General features: G+C 45.2%; 28 protein-coding genes. All 28 read left to right on the forward strand.

What is annotated here, in order from left to right; all coding sequences use genetic code 11:
- Positions 1 to 473: 473 nt before the first annotated feature.
- The 28 genes from rpsJ to rplQ all read left to right on the forward strand — a co-directional run bounded on the left by rpsJ (position 474) and on the right by rplQ (position 14124).
- On the forward strand, positions 474 to 785 hold the full coding sequence (rpsJ, locus tag AB4263_RS22615; protein WP_004736761.1) for a 30S ribosomal protein S10: 312 nt from the start codon (positions 474 to 476) through the stop codon (positions 783 to 785).
- Between the two features lie 14 nt (positions 786 to 799).
- Positions 800 to 1429 (forward strand): 50S ribosomal protein L3, encoded by a 630-nt coding sequence (gene rplC / locus AB4263_RS22620; protein WP_004736763.1) that lies wholly within the window; start codon positions 800 to 802, stop codon positions 1427 to 1429.
- Positions 1430 to 1445: 16 nt separating this feature from the next.
- Positions 1446 to 2048, forward strand: coding sequence for a 50S ribosomal protein L4 (gene rplD, locus AB4263_RS22625; RefSeq protein ID WP_004738803.1), 603 nt, complete (start codon positions 1446 to 1448; stop codon positions 2046 to 2048).
- Positions 2045 to 2347 (forward strand): 50S ribosomal protein L23, encoded by a 303-nt coding sequence (gene rplW, locus AB4263_RS22630; RefSeq protein ID WP_004736765.1) that lies wholly within the window; start codon positions 2045 to 2047, stop codon positions 2345 to 2347. Before rplD ends, rplW begins: the two co-directional genes overlap by 4 nt.
- 14 nt (positions 2348 to 2361) lie before the next feature.
- Positions 2362 to 3186, forward strand: a complete 825-nt coding sequence (rplB, locus tag AB4263_RS22635; RefSeq protein WP_010435149.1) for a 50S ribosomal protein L2 — start codon at positions 2362 to 2364, stop codon at positions 3184 to 3186.
- A gap of 19 nt (positions 3187 to 3205) precedes the next feature.
- Complete coding sequence (gene rpsS / locus AB4263_RS22640) at positions 3206 to 3484, forward strand: 30S ribosomal protein S19 (protein ID WP_004736729.1); 279 nt, start codon at positions 3206 to 3208, stop codon at positions 3482 to 3484.
- 10 nt (positions 3485 to 3494) lie between these two features.
- Entirely contained in the window at positions 3495 to 3827 is a 333-nt protein-coding gene (rplV, locus tag AB4263_RS22645; protein WP_004736732.1) for a 50S ribosomal protein L22, read from the forward strand.
- Positions 3828 to 3845: 18 nt separating this feature from the next.
- Entirely contained in the window at positions 3846 to 4544 is a 699-nt protein-coding gene (gene rpsC / locus AB4263_RS22650) for a 30S ribosomal protein S3 (protein ID WP_004736734.1), read from the forward strand.
- 11 nt (positions 4545 to 4555) lie between these two features.
- On the forward strand, positions 4556 to 4966 hold the full coding sequence (rplP, locus tag AB4263_RS22655) for a 50S ribosomal protein L16 (RefSeq protein ID WP_004736736.1): 411 nt from the start codon (positions 4556 to 4558) through the stop codon (positions 4964 to 4966).
- Positions 4966 to 5157 (forward strand): 50S ribosomal protein L29, encoded by a 192-nt coding sequence (rpmC, locus tag AB4263_RS22660; protein ID WP_004736737.1) that lies wholly within the window; start codon positions 4966 to 4968, stop codon positions 5155 to 5157. The genes rplP and rpmC overlap by 1 nt, the downstream gene beginning before the upstream one ends.
- Positions 5157 to 5411: a 30S ribosomal protein S17 gene (rpsQ, locus tag AB4263_RS22665; RefSeq protein WP_004736739.1), complete on the forward strand. Its 255-nt coding sequence runs from the start codon at positions 5157 to 5159 to the stop codon at positions 5409 to 5411. The genes rpmC and rpsQ overlap by 1 nt, the downstream gene beginning before the upstream one ends.
- A 162-nt stretch (positions 5412 to 5573) precedes the next feature.
- The gene (gene rplN, locus AB4263_RS22670; RefSeq protein WP_004736740.1) at positions 5574 to 5945 is read left to right on the forward strand and encodes a 50S ribosomal protein L14; all 372 of its coding nucleotides are present in this window, start codon (positions 5574 to 5576) and stop codon (positions 5943 to 5945) included.
- A gap of 11 nt (positions 5946 to 5956) precedes the next feature.
- Positions 5957 to 6274 carry a 50S ribosomal protein L24 gene (rplX, locus tag AB4263_RS22675; RefSeq protein ID WP_004738792.1) on the forward strand — a complete coding sequence of 106 codons (318 nt, stop codon included), beginning with the start codon at positions 5957 to 5959 and terminating at the stop codon, positions 6272 to 6274.
- Positions 6275 to 6298: 24 nt separating this feature from the next.
- The gene (gene rplE, locus AB4263_RS22680) at positions 6299 to 6838 is read left to right on the forward strand and encodes a 50S ribosomal protein L5 (protein WP_004738790.1); all 540 of its coding nucleotides are present in this window, start codon (positions 6299 to 6301) and stop codon (positions 6836 to 6838) included.
- A 16-nt stretch (positions 6839 to 6854) separates the two neighbouring features.
- Positions 6855 to 7160, forward strand: a complete 306-nt coding sequence (gene rpsN / locus AB4263_RS22685) for a 30S ribosomal protein S14 (protein WP_004738789.1) — start codon at positions 6855 to 6857, stop codon at positions 7158 to 7160.
- 29 nt (positions 7161 to 7189) lie between these two features.
- A complete protein-coding gene (gene rpsH, locus AB4263_RS22690; protein WP_017061309.1) occupies positions 7190 to 7582 on the forward strand; it encodes a 30S ribosomal protein S8 in 393 nt (130 codons plus the stop codon).
- A gap of 10 nt (positions 7583 to 7592) precedes the next feature.
- Positions 7593 to 8126, forward strand: a complete 534-nt coding sequence (gene rplF, locus AB4263_RS22695; protein ID WP_017063712.1) for a 50S ribosomal protein L6 — start codon at positions 7593 to 7595, stop codon at positions 8124 to 8126.
- A gap of 9 nt (positions 8127 to 8135) precedes the next feature.
- Positions 8136 to 8489, forward strand: coding sequence for a 50S ribosomal protein L18 (gene rplR, locus AB4263_RS22700; RefSeq protein ID WP_004738784.1), 354 nt, complete (start codon positions 8136 to 8138; stop codon positions 8487 to 8489).
- Positions 8490 to 8503: 14 nt separating this feature from the next.
- Complete coding sequence (gene rpsE, locus AB4263_RS22705) at positions 8504 to 9004, forward strand: 30S ribosomal protein S5 (protein WP_017061307.1); 501 nt, start codon at positions 8504 to 8506, stop codon at positions 9002 to 9004.
- A gap of 7 nt (positions 9005 to 9011) precedes the next feature.
- On the forward strand, positions 9012 to 9188 hold the full coding sequence (gene rpmD / locus AB4263_RS22710) for a 50S ribosomal protein L30 (RefSeq protein WP_004736756.1): 177 nt from the start codon (positions 9012 to 9014) through the stop codon (positions 9186 to 9188).
- Between the two features lie 5 nt (positions 9189 to 9193).
- On the forward strand, positions 9194 to 9628 hold the full coding sequence (gene rplO / locus AB4263_RS22715) for a 50S ribosomal protein L15 (protein ID WP_004736758.1): 435 nt from the start codon (positions 9194 to 9196) through the stop codon (positions 9626 to 9628).
- 20 nt (positions 9629 to 9648) lie between these two features.
- Complete coding sequence (gene secY / locus AB4263_RS22720) at positions 9649 to 10983, forward strand: preprotein translocase subunit SecY (RefSeq protein WP_004738781.1); 1335 nt, start codon at positions 9649 to 9651, stop codon at positions 10981 to 10983.
- A gap of 41 nt (positions 10984 to 11024) precedes the next feature.
- Complete coding sequence (gene rpmJ / locus AB4263_RS22725) at positions 11025 to 11138, forward strand: 50S ribosomal protein L36 (protein WP_000868186.1); 114 nt, start codon at positions 11025 to 11027, stop codon at positions 11136 to 11138.
- A gap of 148 nt (positions 11139 to 11286) precedes the next feature.
- Positions 11287 to 11643 carry a 30S ribosomal protein S13 gene (rpsM, locus tag AB4263_RS22730; RefSeq protein ID WP_004738779.1) on the forward strand — a complete coding sequence of 119 codons (357 nt, stop codon included), beginning with the start codon at positions 11287 to 11289 and terminating at the stop codon, positions 11641 to 11643.
- Between the two features lie 19 nt (positions 11644 to 11662).
- Positions 11663 to 12052 (forward strand): 30S ribosomal protein S11, encoded by a 390-nt coding sequence (gene rpsK / locus AB4263_RS22735; RefSeq protein WP_004738778.1) that lies wholly within the window; start codon positions 11663 to 11665, stop codon positions 12050 to 12052.
- Between the two features lie 31 nt (positions 12053 to 12083).
- Entirely contained in the window at positions 12084 to 12704 is a 621-nt protein-coding gene (gene rpsD / locus AB4263_RS22740) for a 30S ribosomal protein S4 (protein ID WP_004738777.1), read from the forward strand.
- 22 nt (positions 12705 to 12726) lie between these two features.
- Entirely contained in the window at positions 12727 to 13719 is a 993-nt protein-coding gene (locus AB4263_RS22745) for a DNA-directed RNA polymerase subunit alpha (RefSeq protein WP_004729813.1), read from the forward strand.
- Between the two features lie 24 nt (positions 13720 to 13743).
- Positions 13744 to 14124 carry a 50S ribosomal protein L17 gene (rplQ, locus tag AB4263_RS22750; RefSeq protein ID WP_004729812.1) on the forward strand — a complete coding sequence of 127 codons (381 nt, stop codon included), beginning with the start codon at positions 13744 to 13746 and terminating at the stop codon, positions 14122 to 14124.
- Positions 14125 to 14283: the final 159 nt, after the last annotated feature.

Consider the following 14283-nt stretch of genomic DNA (forward strand, 5'->3'; position numbering starts at 1 on the left):
GGTGTTGTAGCTAAAATCTTCGCTTAATAGCATTTAGATTTTTGCACTCTCTTCATTAGAAGAGCACGCATCTGAAAAGGGGAGCTTCGGCTTCCCTTTTGTTTTCTCAAAAGAAATATTACCTTCCATCTATCTTCTTCCCTCTCGATACAAAACCAACTTCCAATAAATTGCGATTATTTTTCCAACACTACTTGCATACTAAAGTGTGATCTGTATAATGCATCGCACTGGCTAACGCTGGTTGTGAACCAATGAGCACTGAGGAGTAGGTCTTACCTAGTAATGTATACTCAGCTTATGTTCGCGGTTAATAAAAATAGTAAACTTCTTGTTTACTTCAAAAGTTAACTGACAATGCGTCCTAATTTTGGGTGCTACGGTTTCACATAAATCAATCGGCATTCTCTCGTTTTATCGGGTTTGAGTGGCGATATTGTTTGTGTAATTTTTAATAATTGGAGCTCTGTCTCATGCAGAACCAACGTATTCGTATCCGCCTTAAAGCGTTTGATTACAAGCTAATCGATGCTTCAACTGCGGAAATCGTTGAAACAGCAAAACGTACTGGCGCACAGGTTCGTGGTCCTATTCCACTTCCTACTCGTAAAGAGCGTTTCACTGTTCTTACCTCTCCACACGTCAACAAAGATGCACGTGATCAGTACGAAATCCGTACTCACAAGCGTTTGATCGACATCGTTGAGCCAACAGATAAAACTGTTGATGCTCTAATGCGTCTTGATCTTGCAGCTGGCGTTGATGTTCAAATCAGCCTAGGTTAAGGGAGATAAGAATAATGATTGGTCTAGTCGGACGTAAAGTGGGTATGACCCGCGTATTTACTGAAGAAGGCGTTTCTATCCCAGTAACTGTTGTTGAGGTTGAAGCGAACCGTATTTCTCAAGTTAAAACTCTTGAGACTGATGGCTACGCAGCAATCCAAGTAACTACTGGTGCTAAGAAAGCTAACCGTGTAACTAAACCTGAAGCTGGTCACTTCGCGAAAGCGGGTGTAGAAGCAGGTCGCGGTCTTTGGGAATTCCGTTTAGAAAACGGCGAAGAGTTTGAAGTTGGCGCTGAGCTAAACGTAGAACTTTTCAACGAAATTAAAAAAGTAGACGTTACTGGTACATCTAAAGGTAAAGGCTTCCAAGGCGCTATCAAGCGTTGGAATTTCTCTACTCAAGATATGACTCACGGTAACTCTTTGTCTCACCGCGCACCGGGTTCAATTGGCCAATGTCAAACTCCAGGCCGCGTGTTTAAAGGCAAGAAAATGGCAGGTCACATGGGTGCTGAGCGTGTAACGACTCAAAACCTAGAGATCGTACGTGTTGACGCTGAGCGCAATCTACTCCTTATTAAAGGTGCAGTACCGGGCTCAACAGGCGGAAACGTGATCGTAAAACCTGCTGTTAAAGCATAACGTCTAGGAGTAAGTAATGGAATTGATGGTTAAAGGTGCTGATGCACTAACTGTTTCCGAGACTACTTTCGGACGTGACTTCAACGAAGCTCTTGTACACCAAGTAGTTGTTGCATATGCAGCAGGTGCTCGTCAAGGTACTCGTGCTCAAAAGACTCGTTCTGAAGTATCTGGCGGTGGCGCTAAGCCATGGCGTCAAAAAGGTACTGGCCGCGCACGTGCTGGTACAATTCGTAGCCCAATCTGGCGTACAGGTGGTGTTACTTTTGCTGCGAAACCACAAGATCACAGCCAAAAAGTAAACAAAAAAATGTACCGCGGTGCTATGAAGAGCATTCTTTCTGAGCTAGTTCGTCAAGAGCGTTTAATCGTTGTTGATAACTTCTCTGTAGAAGCACCAAAAACAAAAGAACTTGTAGCTAAGCTTAAAGAGCTTGAGCTAAGCGACGTTCTGATTGTGACTGGCGAAGTAGATGAAAATCTATTCTTAGCTGCTCGTAACCTATACAAAGTAGATGCACGTGATGTTGCTGGTGTTGATCCAGTATCACTAATCGCTTTCGACAAGGTTCTAATGACTGCTGACGCAGTTAAGCAAGTTGAGGAGATGCTAGCATGATCACTGAAGAGCGTATCTTAAAAGTTCTACGTGCTCCGCACATCTCTGAAAAAGCAACTATGGCAGCTGAGAAAGCGAACACTATCGTTTTCAAAGTAGCTAAAGATGCAACTAAGAAAGAGATCAAAGCAGCTGTAGAAAAGCTATTTGAAGTTGAAGTTAAGTCTGTAAATACTCTTGTATTAAAGGGTAAGACCAAACGTCAAGGTATGCGTGAAGGCCGTCGTTCAGACGTTAAGAAAGCCTACGTTACTTTGAAAGAAGGTCAAGATCTTGACTTCGTTGGCGGCGCGGAATAACAGGAGTAGTAAAAATGGCTATTGTTAAATGTAAGCCGACTTCCCCTGGTCGTCGTCACGTCGTTAAAGTTGTTAACGCTGACCTACACAAGGGTAAGCCATACGCACCACTTCTAGAGAAAAACTCTAAGAACGGTGGTCGTAACAACAACGGTCGTATTACAGTACGTCACATCGGTGGTGGTCATAAGCACCATTACCGTGTAATTGACTTCAAACGTACTAAAGATGGCATCCCAGCGAAAGTTGAGCGTCTAGAATACGATCCAAACCGTAGTGCTAACATCGCTCTAGTTCTGTACGCAGACGGTGAGCGTCGTTACATCATTGCACCTAAAGGTGTTAACGCAGGCGACCAGATTCAATCTGGCGTAGATGCTGCAATCAAAGCAGGTAACACTCTGCCGATGCGCAACATCCCAGTAGGTTCTACTGTACACTGTGTTGAACTTAAGCCTGGTAAAGGTGCTCAACTAGCTCGTTCGGCTGGTGCTTATGCTCAAATCATCGCTCGCGATGGTGCATACGTAACTATCCGTCTACGTTCTGGTGAGATGCGCAAAGTTCTTTCTGAAGGTCGTGCAACGATCGGTGAAGTTGGTAACTCTGAGCATATGCTACGTGAACTTGGTAAAGCTGGTGCTTCACGCTGGCGCGGCGTACGTCCAACCGTACGTGGTGTAGTAATGAACCCGGTGGATCACCCACATGGTGGTGGTGAAGGCCGCACATCTGGTGGTCGTCACCCAGTTTCTCCTTGGGGCGTTCCTACTAAGGGCTTCAAGACTCGTAAGAACAAGCGCACTGACAAGTACATCGTACGTCGTCGCACTAAATAATTTATAAAGAGGAATCGCCATGCCACGTTCTCTCAAGAAAGGTCCTTTTATTGACCTACACTTGCTGAAGAAGGTAGAGAAAGCGGTGGAAAGCGGAGACAAAAAGCCTATTAAGACTTGGTCCCGTCGCTCAATGATCATCCCAACAATGATTGGTTTGACCATCGCTGTCCATAATGGTCGTCAGCACGTTCCAGTTTTCGTTACCGAAGAAATGATCGGTCACAAACTGGGCGAATTTGCACCAACTCGTACTTATCGCGGTCATGCTGCAGATAAGAAAGCTAAGAAGAAATAAGGAGTAGATGATGGAAGCTTTAGCTAAACATAACTTTGCTCGTATTTCTCCACAGAAAGCTCGCTTAGTTGCAGACCAAATTCGCGGTAAGTCGGTAGACCAAGCTCTAGAAATTCTAACTTTCAGCAACAAAAAAGCTGCTGTATTAGTTAAGAAGGTTCTTGAGTCAGCTATCGCTAACGCGGAACATAACGAAGGTGCAGATATCGACGATCTAAATGTCGCTAAAATCTTCGTAGATGAGGGCCCTATCATGAAGCGTATTATGCCTCGTGCTAAAGGTCGTGCGGATCGTATCTTGAAGCGTTCAAGCCACATCACTATTGTTGTAGCAGATCGCTAAAGACTAGGAGAGTAAGCAATGGGTCAGAAAGTACATCCTAATGGTATTCGTCTTGGCATCGTTAAGCCTTGGAATGCTACATGGTTTGCTAATACCAACGAATTCGCTGACAACCTAGACGGCGACTTCAAGGTACGTCAGTTCCTTACAAAGGAACTACAAAAAGCATCATTATCTCGTATCGTTATCGAGCGTCCAGCTAAGAGCATCCGTGTGACTATTCACACTGCTCGTCCTGGCGTTGTTATCGGTAAGAAAGGTGAAGACGTAGAGAAGCTACGCGCAGCTGTAGCTAAAATCGCAGGTGTACCAGCGCAAATTAACATCGCTGAAGTACGTAAGCCTGAGCTAGATGGTCAGCTTGTAGCTGATAGCATCGCGTCTCAACTAGAGCGTCGTGTTATGTTCCGTCGTGCAATGAAGCGTGCGGTACAAAATGCTATGCGTCTAGGCGCTAAAGGCATCAAAGTACAAGTAGGCGGCCGTCTTGGCGGTGCTGAAATCGCACGTTCTGAGTGGTACCGTGAAGGCCGTGTGCCTCTACACACTCTACGTGCAGACATTGATTACGCAACTTCTTCGGCTCACACTCAATACGGTGTGATCGGCATTAAAGTTTGGATCTTCAAAGGTGAGATTCTAGGCGGTATGCCAGCTGCTAACGCAGTAGAGCCAAAAGGCGATAAGCCTAAGAAGCAGCGTAAAGGCCGTAAGTAAGGAGTCGAACGATGCTACAACCAAAACGTACTAAGTTCCGCAAGGTTATGACTGGTCGTAACCGTGGTCTAGCTAAAGGTACTGAAGTAAGCTTCGGCGAATTCGGTCTTAAAGCTGTTGGCCGTGGTCGTCTGACTGCACGTCAAATCGAAGCGGCACGTCGTGCTATGACACGTCACATTAAGCGTCAAGGTCAAATCTGGATCCGTGTATTCCCAGACAAGCCGATTACTGAAAAGCCTCTTGAAGTTCGTCAAGGTAAAGGTAAAGGTTCAGTTGCGTACTGGGTTGCTCAAATCCAACCAGGCAAAGTTATGTACGAGATGAATGGCGTACCTGAAGAGTTGGCACGTGAAGCGTTCCGCCTAGCGGCACGTAAACTGCCTGTTAAAACTACTTTTGTAACTAAGCAGGTGATGTGATGAAAGCACAAGATCTACGCGAAAAGAACGTTGAAGAGCTTAACGCTGAGCTATTGAATTTGCTACGTGAACAGTTCAACTTGCGCATGCAAGCTGCAACTGGTCAACTACAGCAAACTCATACTCTAAAAGCTGTACGCCGTGACATCGCACGTGTGAAAACTGTTTTGACTGAAAAGGCAGGCGCATAATGAGCGAAACTAACCGCATCCAGCAAGGCCGTGTAGTAAGTGACAAGATGGACAAGTCTATCGTTGTTGCTATTGAGCGCACTGTAAAACACCCAATTTACGGTAAGTTCATCAAACGCACGACTAAAGTACACGCACACGACGAAGACAACACTTGTGGCCTAGGCGACAAAGTTGAAATCGCTGAGTGTCGTCCTCTGTCTAAGACTAAGTCTTGGACATTGGTTAAAGTTCTAGAAAAAGCGAAGATTTAATCTTTGTAATTCTATAACTTATAAGCGGCTCCAAATAATTTTTTGGAGCCGCTTGTTTTTTGTCTACCCAATTTAAAAAAAGGGTGGTACAATTCGCGTCCCTTTTAAAGAGGCAGCCCGACCCGAGAGGGTCTAGTTTTAATATTTAGCGGAGCACTAACAATGATCCAGATGCAAAGTACACTTGACGCAGCAGATAACTCTGGCGCGCGCAAGGTAATGTGTATTAAGGTTCTGGGTGGCTCTCACCGCCGTTATGCACATATCGGTGACGTCATCAAGGTTACAGTGAAGGAAGCGATTCCTCGCGGTAAAGTAAAGAAAGGTGATGTTCTGAAGGCGGTAGTAGTGCGCACCCGTAAAGGCGTTCGTCGCCCAGACGGTTCTGTCATTCGCTTCGACAGTAATGCTTGTGTATTGTTAAATGACACTACTGAGCAACCAGTCGGCACACGTATCTTTGGTCCTGTGACTCGTGAACTTCGTAACGCGAAATTCATGAAGATTGTATCACTAGCACCTGAAGTTCTGTAAGGAGCGGCAATATGGCAGCTAAAATCCGTCGTAATGACGAAGTAATCATTCTTGCTGGTAAAGATAAAGGCAAGAAAGGTAAAGTAACTAAGGTTCTGACAACTGGTAAAGTTATCGTTGAAGGCATCAACCTTGTTAAGAAACACCAAAAGCCGGTTCCGGCTCTAGGTCAACAAGGTGGCATCGTTGAACAAGAAGCAGCTATTGATGCTTCTAACGTTGCTGTTTTTAACGCGGCTACTGGTAAAGCAGACCGTATCGGTTTCCGTATCGAAGATGGCAAGAAAGTTCGTTTCTTCAAATCTAACGGCGAAACTGTTTCTAACTAATTAGAAGTAATTTGGAGTTCTACTATGGCGAAACTGCATGATTACTACAAGTCGTCTGTAGTCGCTGAGCTTACCAAAGAGTTCAGCTACACAAGCGTCATGCAAGTCCCTAGGATTGAGAAAATCACCCTAAATATGGGCGTTGGTGAAGCAATCAACGATAAGAAACTGCTAGAAAACGCAGCAGCTGATATGGCAACGATCTCTGGTCAAAAGCCACTTATCACTAAAGCGCGTAAATCTGTAGCTGGTTTCAAAATTCGTGAAGGCTACCCAATTGGTTGTAAAGTAACCTTGCGTGGTGAGCGCATGTGGGAATTTTTAGAGCGTTTAATCTCTATCGCACTTCCACGTGTACGTGATTTCCGTGGTGTTAGCGCTAAGTCTTTTGACGGTCGCGGTAACTACAGCATGGGCGTTCGCGAGCAAATCATCTTTCCGGAAATCGACTACGATAAAGTCGATCGTGTCCGCGGTCTTGATATCACTATCACGACTTCTGCGGGTTCCGATGAGGAAGGCCGAGCTCTGCTGGCTGCCTTTAACTTCCCATTCCGTAAGTAAGGGTAGGGTTACTGTTATGGCTAAACAATCAATGAAAGCACGTGAAGCTAAACGTGCAAAACTAGTAGCTAAGTTCGCTGAAAAGCGTTCTGCGCTAAAAGTTATCATTAGCGATGTAAACGCATCTGAAGAAGATCGTTGGAATGCGGTTCTTAAACTGCAATCTCTTCCACGTGATTCAAGTGCATCACGTCAGCGCAACCGTTGCAACCAAACTGGTCGTCCACACGGTTACCTACGTAAATTCGGTCTAAGCCGCATTAAGGTTCGTGAAGCTTGCATGAAAGGCGAGATTCCGGGTCTTCGTAAGGCTAGCTGGTAATTGCCACTTAATCATTTGGAGTAAATCTTATGAGCATGCAAGATCCGATTTCGGATATGCTGACCCGAGTTCGTAACGGTCAGGCAGCAAACAAAGTTGCTGTAAAAATGCCTTCTTCAAAGCTTAAAGTTGCAATTGCTGCATTACTTAAAGCTGAAGGTTACATCGTAGACTTCGCTGTTAACAGCGAAGCAAAACCTGAGCTAGAAGTTACTCTTAAGTACTTCCAAGCTAAACCTGTAATCGAGCAAATCAAGCGTGTATCACGTCCTGGTCTAAGAGTTTATAAAAATAAAGACTCTTTACCTACAGTGATGGGTGGTCTTGGTATTGCAGTTGTTTCTACTTCCAAGGGTCTGATGTCTGACCGTGCTGCTCGTAAAGCAGGTCTTGGCGGTGAAATCATCTGTTACGTAGCTTAAGGAGTAGATTATGTCTCGTGTTGCTAAAGCACCTGTCGCTATTCCAGCTGGCGTAGAGGTGAAACTAAACGGCCAAGAAGTTACTGTAAAAGGTAGCAAAGGTGAGCTTACTCGCGTTCTTAACAGCGCCGTAGTTATTGCACAGGAAGAAACCAACCTAACTTTCGGTCCGAAAGAAGGTGTTACTAACGCATGGGCACAAGCTGGTACAGCTCGCGCTCTAGTTAATAACATGGTTGTGGGTGTTACTGAGGGCTTCACTAAGAAGCTAACTCTTAAGGGTGTTGGTTACCGTGCTGCTATGAAAGGCAACTCTGTAGCTCTAACTCTTGGTTTTTCTCACCCAGTAGAGCACGCTCTACCTGAAGGTATTAAAGCTGAGTGCCCTAGCCAAACTGAGATCATCATTACTGGTTGCGATAAGCAAGTAGTAGGTCAAGTTGCGGCTGACATTCGTTCTTACCGTGCTCCTGAGCCTTACAAAGGCAAAGGTGTTCGTTACGCAGATGAAAATGTGCGTACTAAAGAAGCTAAGAAGAAGTAAGGTATCACTATGGATAAGAAAGCATCTCGCATCCGTCGTGCTACACGTGCACGTCGTAAGATTGCAGAACTTGGTGCAACTCGCCTGGTAGTACACCGTACTCCTCGCCATGTTTACGCACAAGTTATCGCGGCAAACGGCTCTGAGGTTATCGCAGCTGCTTCTACTGTAGAAAAAGCGATCCGTGAGCAAGTTAAGAACACTGGTAACGTTGATGCAGCTAAAGCAGTTGGTAAAGCTGTTGCTGAGCGCGCTCTTGAAAAAGGCGTAGCTTCAGTTGCATTTGATCGTTCTGGTTTCCAATACCACGGTCGAGTAGCGGCGCTAGCAGAATCTGCTCGCGAAGCTGGTCTGAAATTCTAAGGTAGGGTTGGAAGATGGCTAAAGAACAACAACAAGCTAATGATTTGCAAGAAAAGCTGATCGCAGTTAACCGTGTATCTAAGACGGTTAAAGGTGGTCGAATCATGAGCTTTACTGCACTAACAGTAGTTGGTGACGGTAACGGTCGCGTAGGTTTCGGTTACGGCAAAGCTCGTGAAGTACCTGCTGCGATTCAAAAAGCAATGGAAAAAGCGCGCCGTAACATGGTTACAGTATCGCTTAACGAAGGCACTCTTCACCACCCGGTGAAAGGTCGTCATTCGGGCTCTAAAGTTTACATGCAGCCAGCTGCAGAAGGTACAGGTGTTATTGCCGGCGGTGCAATGCGTGCTGTACTTGAAGTTGCGGGCGTACATAACGTACTTTCTAAAGCATACGGTTCAACGAACCCGATCAACATCGTTCGTGCAACGATTGGTGCTCTAGTAGACGTTAAGTCACCAGAAATGGTTGCTGCTAAACGTGGTCTAACTGTTGAATCTATTTCGGAGTAAGCACACGATGGCAACTATTAAAGTAACTCAAACTAAAAGCTCAATTGGTCGCCTACCTAAGCACAAAGCGTGTCTTAAAGGTCTAGGTCTTCGTCGCATCAACCATACAGTAGAACTTGAAGATACACCGTGCGTACGCGGTATGATCAACAAGGTTTACTACATGGTTAAGATTGAGGAGTAATCAGAATGCGTTTGAATACTCTATCACCGGCTGCTGGCTCTAAACCTTCTAAGAAGCGTGTAGGTCGTGGTATCGGTTCTGGCCTTGGTAAAACAGGTGGCCGCGGTCACAAAGGTCAAAAGTCACGTTCTGGCGGCTCTGTTCGTCCAGGTTTTGAAGGCGGTCAAATGCCTCTAAAACAACGTCTACCTAAATTCGGTTTCACTTCTCGTAAGAGCCTAGTGTCTGCTGAAGTTCGTCTAGCTGAGCTAGCGAAAGTAACAGGTGACGTAGTTGATCTTAACAGCCTTAAAGCTGCTAACGTTATCACTAAGAACATCGAGTTTGTTAAGATCGTTCTTTCTGGTGACCTAAGCAAAGCTGTGACTGTTAAAGGTCTACGCGTGACTAAAGGCGCTAAAGCTGCAATCGAAGCTGCAGGCGGTAAAATCGAGGAATAATCTCGAGGAACGAGGTACAGATGGCTAAGAAACCAGGACAAGATTTTCGTAGTGCTCAGAGCGGCTTAAGTGAACTAAAGTCGCGCTTATTATTCGTAATTGGTGCACTTTTAGTATTCCGAGCCGGCTCTTTTGTGCCGATCCCTGGTATTGACGCAGCTGTACTTGCCGATTTGTTCGATCAGCAAAAAGGTACCATCGTAGAAATGTTTAACATGTTCTCCGGTGGTGCTCTTGAGCGTGCATCTATATTAGCATTGGGTATCATGCCGTACATTTCGGCATCGATCGTAGTCCAATTGCTAACTGTAGTTCATCCAGCGTTAGCGGAACTCAAGAAAGAGGGTGAAGCAGGCCGTCGTAAGATAAGCCAATATACACGCTACGGCACGCTTGTACTTGCAACATTCCAAGCTATTGGTATCGCAACAGGCTTACCAAACATGGTCGACAATCTGGTTGTTATCAACCAAACCATGTTTACGCTTATTGCTACCGTGAGTTTAGTAACTGGTACCATGTTCTTAATGTGGTTAGGTGAACAAATCACTGAGCGAGGAATCGGTAATGGTATTTCCATTCTGATTTTTGCAGGTATTGTTGCTGGATTGCCTTCTGCAATCGGTCAAACAATCGAGCAAGCGCGTCAAGGTGAATTGCATGTGCTTCTTCTGCTGTTGATTGCTGTATTGTCTTTTGCTGTTATTTACTTCGTAGTTTTCATGGAACGTGGTCAACGTCGTATCGTCGTTAACTATGCGAAACGTCAACAAGGTCGTAAAGTTTTTGCAGCACAAAGCTCTCACTTGCCTCTTAAGATTAATATGGCAGGTGTTATTCCAGCGATTTTCGCATCAAGTATTATTTTGTTCCCAGGAACATTAGCGCAGTGGTTTGGTCAAAATGGTGAAAGCAGCGCGTTCGGTTGGTTAACTGACGTGTCATTAGCTCTTAGCCCAGGTCAACCTTTGTATGTAATGCTTTATGCAGCAGCTATAATCTTCTTCTGTTTCTTCTATACAGCGTTGGTGTTTAACCCACGTGAAACAGCTGATAACTTGAAGAAGTCTGGTGCATTCGTACCCGGTATCCGCCCAGGTGAGCAGACAGCGAAATATATCGATAAAGTGATGACTAGACTAACCCTTGCGGGCGCTCTATACATTACTTTTATATGTCTGATTCCTGAGTTCATGATGGTCGCGTGGAACGTTCGTTTCTACTTTGGCGGCACATCACTACTAATCGTAGTGGTAGTTATCATGGATTTCATGGCACAGGTACAGACTCATCTGATGTCACAACAGTATGATTCTGTGTTAAAGAAAGCGAATCTGAAGGGTTACGGCCGTTAATTCGGTGGTAACAATTTCGATTCCATTTACGGAGTTTAGCAATGAAAGTTCGTGCTTCCGTTAAAAAAATCTGCCGTAACTGTAAAGTTATCAAGCGTAACGGTGTCGTTCGCGTGATTTGCAGTGAGCCAAAGCATAAGCAACGCCAAGGCTAATTAGCAGAAATTTTTACTTGAAATACAAGGTAGAGTCGAGTATATTCCTCGGCCTACCTTTTGCGTGCAAAAGAAGTAGTATGCCGCAGCGTATCCATAACGGGCTTTGCTGCGGATAATTCTTTTATGAACCCCTTAGGAGTGAATAATGGCCCGTATAGCCGGCATTAACATTCCTGATCATAAGCATTCTGTAATTGCACTTACTGCAATCTACGGTATCGGTAAAACTCGCTCTCAAGCTATTCTAGCTGAAGTGGGTATTGCTGAAGATGCTAAGATCAGTGAACTAACTGAAGAGCAGATCGATCAACTGCGTGATGGTGTAGCTAAGTACACTGTAGAAGGTGATCTACGTCGTGAAGTATCGATGAACATCAAGCGTCTTATGGACCTTGGCTGTTACCGCGGTCTTCGTCATCGTCGCAGTCTACCACTACGTGGACAGCGTACTAAAACCAACGCTCGCACCCGTAAGGGTCCGCGCAAGCCGATCAAGAAATAGTCGGATAAGGTAGAGTACAATGGCAAAACAACCAACTCGCGCGCGTAAGCGCGTACGCAAGCAAGTAGCTGATGGCGTAGCGCACATTCATGCTTCTTTCAACAACACAATCGTAACTATCACTGACCGTCAAGGCAACGCTCTTGCATGGGCTACAGCAGGTGGTTCAGGTTTCCGTGGTTCTCGTAAATCTACTCCGTTCGCAGCACAAGTTGCAGCTGAGCGTTGTGGTGAAATGGCTAAAGAATATGGCCTAAAGAACTTGGAAGTTATGGTTAAGGGTCCAGGTCCAGGTCGCGAATCTACTGTTCGTGCACTGAACGCTGCTGGTTTCCGTATCACTAACATTGTTGATGCGACACCAATCCCTCATAACGGTTGTCGTCCACCTAAGAAACGTCGCGTTTAAGTTTCGTTTCTAGGAATATTGGAGAAAGATCATGGCAAGATATTTGGGTCCTAAGCTTAAGCTTAGCCGTCGCGAAGGTACTGACTTATTCCTTAAGTCTGGTGTCCGTGCGATCGATACCAAGTGTAAAATTGATAACGCACCAGGTGTACACGGCGCTCGTCGCGGTCGTCTATCTGAGTATGGCGTTCAGCTTCGTGAGAAGCAAAAAGTTCGTCGTATCTACGGCGTTCTAGAAAAACAATTCCGCAACTACTACAAAGAAGCTGCACGTCTTAAAGGCAACACAGGTGCAAACCTGCTTCAGCTTCTTGAAGGTCGTCTTGATAACGTAGTTTACCGTATGGGCTTTGGCGCTACTCGTGCTGAATCTCGTCAACTAGTTAGCCACAAGTCTATTCTAGTTAACGGTAAAGTTGTAAACGTTCCTTCTTTCAAAGTAGCGGCAAACGACGTTGTTTCTATCCGCGAGAAAGCTAAACAGCAATCTCGTATTAAAGCGGCTCTAGAAGTTGCTGAACAACGTGAAAAGCCAACTTGGATTGAAGTAGATGCTGGCAAAATGGAAGGTACATTCAAGCGTATGCCTGAGCGTTCTGACCTATCAGCTGACATCAATGAACACTTGATCGTCGAACTTTACTCTAAGTAAGGTTAAAAAAAGAGAGGACACAATGCAGGGTTCTGTAACAGAATTTCTTAAGCCGCGTCTTGTTGACATTGAACAGATCAATACGACACACGCGAAAGTAACTCTTGAGCCATTAGAGCGCGGTTTCGGCCACACTCTAGGTAATGCTCTTCGCCGCATTCTTCTATCTTCTATGCCGGGTTGTGCCGTAACAGAAGTTGAAATTGAAGGTGTGCTACACGAATACAGCACTAAAGAAGGCGTTCAGGAAGATATCCTGGAAATCCTTCTAAACCTTAAAGGTTTGGCTGTACGCGTTGCTGAAGGCAAAGATGAAGTGTTTATTACACTGAACAAATCAGGCTCAGGCCCTGTTGTTGCAGGTGACATCACCCACGATGGTGATGTAGAGATCGCTAACCCTGAGCACGTAATTTGTCACCTAACGGATGACAACGCTGAGATCGCTATGCGTATCAAAGTAGAACGTGGTCGTGGTTACGTTCCAGCTTCAGCTCGTATCCATACTGAAGAAGATGAGCGTCCTATCGGTCGTCTACTAGTTGACGCTACTTACAGCCCGGTTGATAAAATCGCTTACGCTGTAGAAGCGGCACGTGTAGAACAACGTACTGATTTAGACAAGCTTGTTATCGATATGGAAACGAACGGTACTCTAGAACCTGAGGAAGCAATCCGTCGTGCAGCTACTATTTTAGCTGAACAATTGGATGCGTTCGTAGATCTTCGTGATGTACGTGTACCTGAGGAGAAGGAAGAGAAGCCAGAATTCGATCCTATCCTACTACGTCCTGTAGACGATCTTGAACTAACAGTTCGCTCTGCTAACTGTTTGAAAGCAGAAGCGATTCACTACATCGGTGATCTTGTACAGCGCACTGAGGTTGAGCTACTTAAAACGCCAAACCTTGGTAAGAAATCTCTTACAGAGATTAAAGATGTGCTTGCTTCACGTGGTCTTTCTCTAGGCATGCGTCTAGAAAACTGGCCACCAGCGTCAATCGCTGAAGATTAATCGAAAAGTTAGAAGGATTAGGTCATGCGCCATCGTAAAAGTGGTCGTCAACTCAACCGCAACAGCAGTCATCGCAAAGCGATGTTCAGCAACATGGCTAGCTCTCTTGTTCGTCACGAAGTTATTAAAACTACCGTGCCTAAAGCAAAAGAACTACGTCGCGTAATTGAGCCATTGATTACCCTAGCTAAGACAGACAGTGTTGCTAACCGTCGTCTTGCATTTGCTCGCACTCGTGATAACGAAGTTGTGGCAAAACTATTTAATGAACTAGGCCCGCGTTTCGCGGCTCGCCAAGGTGGTTACACTCGCATTCTTAAATGTGGTTTCCGTACTGGTGATAAAGCTCCAATGGCTTACATTGAGCTTGTAGACCGCCCAGCTGCTGAAGAAGCTGCTGAGTAATCTATACTAGATTCTTAATACAAAAGCCGAGCATTAGCTCGGCTTTTTTGTGTCTGTAGAACAAGGAAAAGATAATAGAAATTGCACCATGATGTTTGGCACTTTTTGCTTGTCTTATCTGCTCCAATTTTCAAAAATGTCTCGTATCTCGTATCTCGT

The organism is Vibrio sp. 10N.261.55.C5, from assembly GCF_041470505.1.
In the GTDB taxonomy this organism is placed as follows: domain Bacteria; phylum Pseudomonadota; class Gammaproteobacteria; order Enterobacterales; family Vibrionaceae; genus Vibrio; species Vibrio crassostreae_C.